6 protein-coding genes are annotated in these 9334 nt (G+C 72.5%); 3 read left to right on the top strand and 3 right to left on the bottom strand.

What is annotated here, in order from left to right; translation table 11 throughout:
* Positions 1 to 112 precede the first annotated feature (112 nt).
* Positions 113 to 1633: an alpha,alpha-trehalose-phosphate synthase (UDP-forming) gene (gene otsA, locus ACR9ZG_RS16290; RefSeq protein ID WP_481285899.1), complete on the bottom strand. Its 1521-nt coding sequence runs from the start codon at positions 1631 to 1633 to the stop codon at positions 113 to 115.
* 125 nt (positions 1634 to 1758) lie between these two features.
* Here otsA and ACR9ZG_RS16285 point away from each other — a divergent pair, with 125 nt between their 5' ends.
* Complete coding sequence (locus ACR9ZG_RS16285; protein ID WP_481285898.1) at positions 1759 to 2559, top strand: sugar phosphate isomerase/epimerase family protein; 801 nt, start codon at positions 1759 to 1761, stop codon at positions 2557 to 2559.
* An 87-nt stretch (positions 2560 to 2646) separates the two neighbouring features.
* Here ACR9ZG_RS16285 and ACR9ZG_RS16280 read toward each other — a convergent pair whose 3' ends face one another.
* Together ACR9ZG_RS16280 and ACR9ZG_RS16275 are read right to left on the bottom strand one after the other, a co-directional pair.
* Positions 2647 to 3519, bottom strand: a complete 873-nt coding sequence (locus ACR9ZG_RS16280) for an SGNH/GDSL hydrolase family protein (RefSeq protein WP_481285897.1) — start codon at positions 3517 to 3519, stop codon at positions 2647 to 2649.
* Positions 3520 to 3554: 35 nt separating this feature from the next.
* On the bottom strand, positions 3555 to 4232 hold the full coding sequence (locus ACR9ZG_RS16275; protein WP_481285896.1) for a TetR family transcriptional regulator: 678 nt from the start codon (positions 4230 to 4232) through the stop codon (positions 3555 to 3557).
* A 113-nt stretch (positions 4233 to 4345) separates the two neighbouring features.
* On the opposite strand from ACR9ZG_RS16275, the gene ACR9ZG_RS16270 reads away from it, so the two are divergent.
* Entirely contained in the window at positions 4346 to 7261 is a 2916-nt protein-coding gene (locus tag ACR9ZG_RS16270; protein ID WP_481285895.1) for an efflux RND transporter permease subunit, read from the top strand.
* Complete coding sequence (locus tag ACR9ZG_RS16265; protein WP_481285894.1) at positions 7258 to 9312, top strand: YhgE/Pip family protein; 2055 nt, start codon at positions 7258 to 7260, stop codon at positions 9310 to 9312. Before ACR9ZG_RS16270 ends, ACR9ZG_RS16265 begins: the two co-directional genes overlap by 4 nt.
* Positions 9313 to 9334 lie beyond the last annotated feature (22 nt).

The raw sequence follows: 9334 nt of genomic DNA, 5'->3' as shown, positions 1-9334 counted from the left end.
CCCCCCCCCCCCCCCGCGACGGCGGAGGCGGGAGGGAGCGGGGAGGGAGCGGTCATGATCCTTCGAGCGTGCTGGTGGAGCGGGGTGGTCGGTCGTCGTGGGGCCGGCGCACTCAGCGCCGGTTCACCGGCGGATTCTGCAGCGGGTGGTCGCCGTGCGCGCTGCGGGTGAGCGCGTCGAGGAAGGAGGCCGACCAGCGGGCGACGTCGTTCGTGAGCACCTTGCGGCGCAGGGCGCGCATCCGGCGGGTGCGGTCCCGCTTGGGCATGGCGATCGCCTGCAGGATGGTCTCCTTGAGCCCCTCGATGTCGTGCGGGTTGATCAGCAGCGCCTGGCGCAGCTCGTCGGAGGCGCCGGTGAACTCGCTGAGGACGAGCACGCCGTCCTCGTCGATGCGGGTGGCGACGTACTCCTTGGCGACGAGGTTCATTCCGTCGCGGAGAGCAGTGACGAGCATGATGTCGGCGGCGAGGTACAGCGCCACCATCTCCTCGCGCGGGTAGCCGTGGTGGAGGTAGGCGATGGCGGTGTGGCCGAGCGTCGAGTAGTCGCCGTTGATGCGGCCGACGGTCAGCTCGATCTCGTCGCGGAGCTGGCGGTAGGTCTCGACGCGCTCGCGGCTGGGGCTCGCGACCTGGACGAGCGTGACGTCCTCCGCGGCGAGGCGGCCCTCGGCGAGCAGCTCGCCGAACGCCTTCAGCCGGTGGCCGATGCCCTTGGTGTAGTCGAGCCGGTCGACGCCGAGCATGACGGTCTTGGGGTTGCCGAGCTCCTCGCGGATCTCGCGGGCGCGGGCCTGGATCTCGGGCCGGCGGGCGAGCTCCTGATACTGGTCGGCGTCGATGGAGATCGGGAAGGCGCGCGCGAGCACCGTGCGGACCAGACCGCCGCGGCGGTCCGTGGTGACGTGCCGGTGCGAGCCGGACGCCGGGTCGTCGGTGTCGATCGGGACCTCGATGATCGGTCCGCGCGTCTCGTAGCCCTTGAGCCGCCGGACCGCGCGCGAGAAGTTGCCGGCGTCGGCGACGCGCTGGAAGCCGATCACATCGGCGCCGAGCAGTCCGTCGATGATCTGGCGGCGCCAGGGCAGCTGCGAGTAGATGCCGTACGGCGGGAACGGGATGTGGTTGAAGAAGCCGATGACGAGATCCGGCCGCACCTCGCGCAGCATCGCCGGGACCAGCTGCAGCTGGTAGTCGTGCACCCACACCACGGCGCCCTGGGCCGCGACCTCGGCGGCCGCGTCGGCGAACCGGCGGTTGACCTTCACGTAGGTCTCCCACCACTCCCGGTGGTAGCTCGGCTGCGCGATCACGTCGTGGTAGAGCGGCCAGAGCGTGTCGTTGGAGAAGCCCTCGTAGTACTCCTGGAGGTCCTGTTCGGTCAGCATCACCGGGCGGATGTTGATCCCGCCGGCCTCGAACGGCTCGAACTCCTCGTCGGAGACGCCGGCCCAGCCGATCCAGACGCCGTCCTGCGAGCGCATCATCGGCTCCAGCGCCGCCACCAGCCCGCCGGGCGATGGCCGCCAGTTCGCCTCGCCGCTCTCGTCGACGACCCGGTCGACGGGGAGCCGGTTGGAGACGATGACGAGGTCGTAGGCGTCGGTCGCGGTGTCGGGGTTCGCAGTGATGGTCGTTCCTCTTCCTCGTGGGTCGCGCCTCGCGGCGGTACCGGCCAGGGTACCAGCGTCGTCCGGCGGGGTGCCGTTCCGCTCGGCGTCATGCGGCGTTCAGCGTGCGGGACTACAGTGCGGCCGTGATGCGCATCGGCCTGAGCACGTCCTGCGTCTACCCGCTCGGCATCGAGGCCGCCTTCGCGGCGGCCGCGGAGCTCGGCTACGACGGCGTGGAGGTGATGGTCACCCGCGACGAGACGACGCAGTCCGCGGCGGCGCTGCTGGCGCTCTCGGAGCAGTACGGCGTGCCGATCCTCAGCATCCACGCGCCGGTGCTGCTGCTCACGCACTTCGTGTGGGGCCGCGACCCGCGGGTGAAGCTGGAGCGGTCGGCCGAGCTCGCGGCCGCGGTGGGGGCCGAGACCGTCGTCGTGCACCCTCCCTTCCGCTGGCAGTCGGGCTACGCCGACGACTTCCTCGACATCGTGCGCTCGACCGCGGCCGCCGCGGGCGTGGTGATCGCGGTCGAGAACATGTTCCCGTGGAAGGTGGCCGGCCGCTCGATGGCGGCCTACTCCCCCGGCTGGAACCCGGTCGGAATGGACTGCGACGCCGTCACGCTCGACTTCTCGCACGCCGCGCTCAGCGGGCTGGACGGGCTGGAGGTCGCGCGGGCGCTCGGCGACCGGCTGCGGCACGTCCACCTGTGCGACGGGTCGGGGGCGCTGGACGACTCGCGCGTCTTCGACGAGCACCTCCTCCCCGGGCGCGGCAGCCAGCCGGTGGCCGAGGTGCTGCGGCTGCTCGCCGCCTCCGCCTGGACGGGAGCTGTGGTCGCGGAGGTCAACACCCGCAAGGCACGCAGTGGGCACGAGCGCACGGCGATGCTGCGGGAGACGCTGTCCTTCGCGCGCGAGCACGCGTCGGCCGCGGCCGTCTGAGCCGGTCCTGCCGTCTGAGCTGCGGCGATCCGAGCCCCGGCGATCCGAGCCGCTGCGATCCGAGCCGCTGCGATCCGGCGGTGCGGGTCAGCCGGCGGTGCCGAGCTCGGCGACGAGCGTCCTGGCGTACTCGGCGTAGCCCTCCGCGGTCGGGTGGAACGCGTCGGCGCCGGTCTGGTTGATCCACGGGTCGGGGTCGCCGAGCAGGTGACCGGTGAAGTCCACCCGCATGAACGTCATCGGCACGCCCTTGGCGCGCTGCGCGTCCACGGCGTCCTCGATGACCTGGTTGAGGCCGACGGTGGCCGCGTTGATCGCGGTGCGGAGGCCGAAGTCCTTGCTGTCCGGGCTGCCGGGGTCGTACATGACGACGTACCCCGTCACCACGATCCTGGCGTTCGGGGCCGCCTGGGCGACGGCCGCGTAGACGGTCGAGAGTCGCTGCGGGAGCACGTCGAGCAGCGAGAGCGCCGACGACAGCTCGCTGCGGCAGGCGACGGCCTTGCCCGCCGAGCAGTCGGCGGCCACGGCGGCGACGCCGAGATCGTTGCCGCCGATGCTCAGCGTGATGAGGTCGGTGCGATCGTCGACGGCGATCAGCTGACGGCGCAGGAGGTCGCCGGTGGTCGCCCCCGCGCAGGCGGCGTTGACGATCAGGTCGACGCCGGCGTCCTTGGTGAAGACGGACGGGTAGGCGTTGGGGCTCGTGCGGCACTTGCCCTGCTCGTCTCCGCCGCCCATCCCGGCCGCGAAGGAGTCGCCGAGCGCCACGTAACGGGTGTCGGCGGTGAGCGGCTCGTCCGGGAACGGGTCGGGCGTCGCGCTCGCGGTCGGCGTCGGTGCAGGAGCAGCGGCGGCGGGCCTCCTGTCGTCGCCCGCGCCGGAGCACGCCGACGCACCGCCCAGGATGAGGACGGCGGCAACGGCGGCGGTGAGGGTCCGGAGGGCTCTGCGTCGCATCCGAGAGAGAGTACCCTGCGGACCTTGCGGCGGGCTCAGAGCGGCCGGGTCAGGGCGAGCAGCACCGCGGGCACGCTCTCGGAGAGGCGCTCGGAGAACCGGCGCCGGTCGCCGTCGAGCAGGGCCCGCGCCTCCCCGCTCGCGCAGAGCTCGGCGATGACGCGCACGGCCTCCTCGGCGTCGATCGTGAAGCGACGGCGTGCGCTCGTGAGCGCCGCGACCACGGTCTCGGTCAGCTCGCGGTAGAAGTCGTCCTGGTAGCGCACGAACCCGGCGGCGATCTCCGGGTCGCGCAGCGCGAGGAGCTGGAACTCGGCCTGCACGAGCCACCAGCGGCGGTCGTCGGACTGCAGCTCGAGGATGCGCGTGACGATCTCGACCACCTCGGCGTCGCCCAGCTCGACCGGGCCGTCACCGACGAGCGGGGTCAGGAAGCGGGCGACCCCGGCCTCCAGCTGCTCCATGCGCAGCGTCTTCTCGCGCTCCATGAGCGCGAAGAAGAGCTCCTCCTTGCTGGAGAAGTTCGAGTAGAAGGCGCCGCGGGTGAAGCCGGCGGCCTCGGCGATCGTCTCGACGCTGGCCGCTCGCACCCCCTGCTCGGCGAAGACGTCGAAGGCGGCGTCGAGCAGCCGGGCGCGCGTGCGCTGGCGCCTGGCCGACTCGGCGGGGGCGTCGTCGTGCTCGGCCTGCCGGTCCGCTGTCGTGCTGTCCAATGCTGAAACCTTCCTGAGCCCTGGTGCCGATACAGAAGTGTATTCGATACAGTCGTTCATCGGATACAACGGTGTATCGAAACCTCCGTCGACCCCTCACCGCTGGAGACCACGTGTCCTCGCTCCTCTATTCGATCGGCCGCTGGGCCTACCGCGCCCGCGCGCTCGTCGTCGGCCTCTGGGTCGCCCTCCTCGTGCTCCTCGGCGGCGGCGCGGTGCTGCTGAACCAGGGCACGGACAACAGCTTCAGCATCCCGGGCACCCAGTCGCAAGAGGCGCTCGACATGCTCAACCGCACCTTCCCCTCGGTCAGCGGCACGACGGCGAGGATCGTGGTCGTCGCCCCCGACGGCGCGACCGTCGACGACGCCGACATCCGGAAGCCGGTCGAGGACGCCGTGACGACCATCGGCGACATCGCGGGCGTCTCCGGCGCCACCTCCCCGTACAGCACGACGGTGAAGAACCTGATCTCCGACGACCGCTCGGCCGCGATCGTGAACGTGCAGCTGAAGGGCCAGGCGACCACGGTCTCCACGGCCACCAAGGACGCCGTGAAGGAGGCGGGGGCCGACCTGCAGAAGGCGCTGCCGGACGGGTCGCAGGTCGCCGTCGGCGGGGAGCTGTTCTCGCAGAGCCTGCCGACCGTGTCTGCCACCGAGCTGGTGGGCGTGGTGATCGCGCTGATCGTGCTCATCGTCACGTTCGGCTCGTTCATCGCCGCCGGGATGCCGCTCATCACGGCGCTGCTCGGCGTCGGGCTGTCGATCTCGCTGATCTTCATCGCGACCCTGTTCGGGTCCATCTCGTCGACCACGCCGCTGCTCGCCCTGATGCTCGGGCTCGCGGTGGGCATCGACTACTCCCTCTTCATCATCTCGCGACATCAGGGACAGCTGAAGGCCGGACTGGATCCGGAGGAGTCGGTGGCCAGGGCGGTCGCGACCGCGGGCTCCGCTGTCACCTTCGCCGGCATCACGGTCATCATCGCGCTGGCCGGGCTCGCGGTCGCCAACATCCCGTTCCTCACGACGATGGGGATCGCCGCCTCGGTGGCGGTCGCGATCGCGGTGCTGGTCGCGCTCACCATGACGCCGGCGCTGCTCGGCTTCGCCGGGGCGCGGCTGACGCCGGGGCGGCGGGCGGCCAGGCGGGCGGCGAAGAAGCCGCGTGCGCAGCAGGAGAGCACGGAGCAGGAGGGCACGGAGCAGCCCGCCGAGGCCGCGCAGCCCGCCACCGTCTCCACGCCCGGGTTCGGTCACTCCGCCGAGATCCCGGGAGGCTTCTTCCGCGGCTGGGTGCGCGCCGTGACCCGGTTCCCGCTCGTGACGATCATCGCCGTGGTGGTGGCACTCGGCATCGCGACCCTGCCCGCGATGCAGCTGCGGCTCGCGCTGCCCGACGCCGGCAGCCTCCCGACGGACAACTCCGCCCGGACGACGTACGACCTGGTCTCCGAGCACTTCGGCCCCGGCTTCAACGGGCCGCTGATCGTGACCGGGTCGATCATCTCGAGCACCGACCCGGTCGGTCTGATGGACAAGGTCGGCGCGGAGATCGCCGAGCTGCCCGGGGTGGCGGCGGTCCCGCTCGCGACGCCGAACGAGGGTGCGGACACCGGCATCGTGCAGGTCATCCCGACCACCGGCCCGGACGACCAGAGGACGGCCGAGCTCGTCGCCGAGCTCCGGGCGAAGCACCAGCACTTCCTCGACGAGTACGGCGTCGACCTCCAGGTCACCGGGGCGACCGCGGTGCAGATCGACGTGTCCGACCGGTTGGGCGGCGCGCTGCTGCCGTTCGGCATCCTCGTCGTCGGGCTCTCGCTCGTGCTGCTGACCATGGTGTTCCGGTCGATCGCGGTGCCGATCAAGGCCGCGCTCGGCTACCTGCTCTCGGTCGGCGTCGCCTTCGGCGTCGTGGCAGCGGTGTTCGAATGGGGCTGGGGCGCGGATCTGCTGCACATCGACAAGGTGGGCCCGGTGATCAGCTTCATGCCGATCATCCTGATGGGCGTGCTGTTCGGCCTGGCGATGGACTACGAGGTGTTCCTCGTCAGCCGCATCCGCGAGGACTACGTGCACGGCAAGGACGCCCGGCGCGCCATCCAGAGCGGGTTCGTCGGCTCGGCGAAGGTGGTCACGGCCGCCGCGATCATCATGTTCTCGGTCTTCGCCGCCTTCGTGCCGGAGGGCGACACCTCCATCAAGCCGATCGCGCTCGGGCTCGCGGTGGGCGTCTTCGTCGACGCGTTCATCGTGCGCATGACGCTCGTGCCTGCGGTGCTGCAGCTGCTGGGCGAGAAGGCGTGGTGGATGCCGCGCTGGCTCGACCGCATCCTCCCCTCGTTCGACGTCGAGGGAGAGGGCCTGCAGAAGGAGCTCGACCTCGCGCAGTGGCCGGAGCCGGGCACGCGGTACGTCGCGGCGGCCGACCGGCTCGCGGTCGAGGCGAAGGGGCGCACCCTGCTGCGCGACGTCTCCTTCCGGCTGGCCGACGGGGAGGTCCTGGTCGTCCACGGCGGCGACCGCACCGCCTCCCTCGCCCTCCTCATGGCGGTGGCGGGCCGCACCCGGGCGAGCGCCGGGACGATGAAGGTGGCGGGCTTCGTGCTGCCGACGCGCGGCGCCGCCGTGCGCGCGCGGACCGCGGTCGTGCGCTTCGGAGCCACCGAGACCCCGCTGGAGGACCTGCGGCTGGCGCTCGACGGCCGCCCGGAGCTGCTGGCGCTCGACGCCGTCGACACCGTGACCGACCCGGTCGAGCGGCACCGCCTCCGCTCCGAGCTGAGCGCGGCGCTCAGCCGGGCCAGGGTCGACGAGCGGCCGTTCGCGCTGGTCGTCAGCTGCGTCGATCCGGCCGGGCTCGACGACCTGCTCCCCGACGAGGTCGAGCCGAGCTCCGTGCTGCTCGCCGACGACTCCGCCGATCCCGACGGCGCGGCGCGACCCGCCGCGGCCGGCTCCCCCGACACCACCGATCACGCCGCCCACGCCGCGGCCCACCTGGAGAAGGCGAACACCCGATGACGACCCCCACCTCCCCGCTGCGCCGCCCGCGCTCGCTGTTCTCGCTGGAGCGGGTGCGCTCGGACAAGCGCATCACCTGGCTGACCGTGGCCGGCCTCATCCTGGTGCCGCTCGTGATCGGAGGCCTCCTGATCTGGGCGCTCTGGAATCCGACCGAGCGCCTCGGCGACGTGAAGGCGGCGGTCGTCAACCTCGACGAGCCCGCGAAGGTCAACGGCCAGACCGTGCCCCTCGGCCGCCAGCTCGCCGGCGGCCTGCTCGACACCGACAAGGACAACTTCTCGTGGGTGCTCACGGATGCGGATGACGCCGACGCCGGGCTCTCCGACGGCACGTACGTGGCCGTGGTCACCATCCCGAAGAACTTCTCGAAGGCCGCGACCTCGACCGCGGGCGACGCCGCGGCGGCCGGCCAGGCGACGATCGACGTGCGCACGAGCTCCACGTCGAAGCTGGTCGACCCGGCGATCAGCCAGGCCGTCACCACCACGGCCACCTCGGTGCTCAACAAGCAGCTGACGAGCACGTACCTCGAGAACGTGTACGTCGGCTTCAACACGCTGCACGACCAGCTGGGCCAGGCGGCGAGCGGGGCGAAGAGCCTCTCGGGCGGGCTCACTCAGCTCGCGAGCGGCACGCAGCAACTGGCCGACGGGGTCACGCCGCTGACGTCCGGCGCGACGGCGCTGGCCGACGGGACGGGACAGCTCGCCACGGGCGCATCGTCGCTGTCCGACGGCGTCGGACAGCTGGCGGACGGCGCGAGCGCGCTCTCGGGCGGGCTCACGACGCTGTCGACGCAGACCGGGGAGTTCGCGTCCACGCTGGGCGAGACGGTCGGCGCCGCGGCCGCGCTGCCGGGCGGCATCCGGCAGCTGGGCGGCGCCGCGGCCACGGCCGCCCAGAACGTCACGACCGGCACGGCCAACATCGGCGCGGCCGCCCAGGCCCAGTGCACCCCGGCGGCGATCGGCCTGAGCCCGCAGCTCGGGGCGCTGTGCACGGCGATCACGGAAAACCTCCCGAGCCTGCAGACCGGCATCGGCTACGCCTCGGGCGCAGCCTCCGGCGCGGAGGACGCCGCGACGAAGGCGGATGCGCTGGTCGGCGGCCTGCAGCAGTTCGCCGGCGGTGCGCAGCAGCTCGCGGGAGGCGCGGCGCAGAGCGCTGACGGCGCGGCGCAGCTCGCCTCGGGCGCCCAGCAGTCCGCCGACGGCGCCTCGCAGCTCGCCGACGGCGCCCAGCAGTCCGCGGACGGCGCCTCGCAGCTCGCGGACGGCCTCACGCAGCTCGGCGCGGGCGTGCAACCGCTCGCGACCGGGGCGCAGCAGTCGGCGTCGGGTGCCGCGTCGCTGGCGTCCGGCCTCGACAAGGCGGTCGACCAGCTGCCGAGCTACAGCAGCGGAGAGCGCACCAATCTGGCCTCGGTCGCCTCCGAGCCGGTGACGCAGAAGGCCTCGGGGGTGGAGGCGTTCGGCACGACGAGCGTGCCGCTGTTCGCCTCGGTGGCGCTCTGGCTCGGCGCGCTCGCGACGTTCCTGGTGCTGCAGGCGGTGTCGCGGCGGGCGCTGCTGACCTCGCGCGCCGCCGGGAGGATCGCGCTCGACGGGCTGCTCCCCGCCGCGGTGCTCGGCGCGATCCAGGGTGTCCTCGTCTCGGCGGTGATGGAGCCGGCCATGAAGCTCGACGCCGGCCACTGGTTCGGCTTCGCGGGCGCGGCGATCGTCGTCGGGGTCGCGTTCGCCGCGGTCAACCACGGGCTGACGGCGCTGCTCGGCGGGGTCGGGAGGTTCCTCTCCATGCTCGTGGTCGTCATCACGCTCGCGTCGGGCATCGTCTCGACCGCGCCCGCGTTCTTCGACGGCGCGCTGCCCTGGCTGCCGACCTTCCCCGCGATCACCGCGCTGCAGGGCGTCGTCGACGGGACGGCGGACGTGTGGCGGGGCCTCGGCGGACTGCTCCTCTGGGCGGCGCTCGGCTTCGCCCTCGCGCTGCTGGCGATCGCGCGCCGCCGCGTCATCAGCGCCGCGCAACTCCTCCCCGCCGAATAGGCCCTGTCTCTTATACACATCT

The sequence above is a fragment of the Leifsonia sp. KNZ12-8B genome (genome assembly GCF_056755495.1).
This window is presented reverse-complemented; position numbering and strand designations above follow the sequence as displayed.

Coding starts and splice junctions, on each gene's coding strand:
- ACR9ZG_RS16280 (WP_481285897.1), bottom strand. CDS start 3,519: ATGCGACGCAGAGCCCTCCGGACCCTCACCGCCGCCGTTGCCGCCGTC.
- ACR9ZG_RS16265 (WP_481285894.1), top strand. CDS start 7,258: ATGACGACCCCCACCTCCCCGCTGCGCCGCCCGCGCTCGCTGTTCTCG.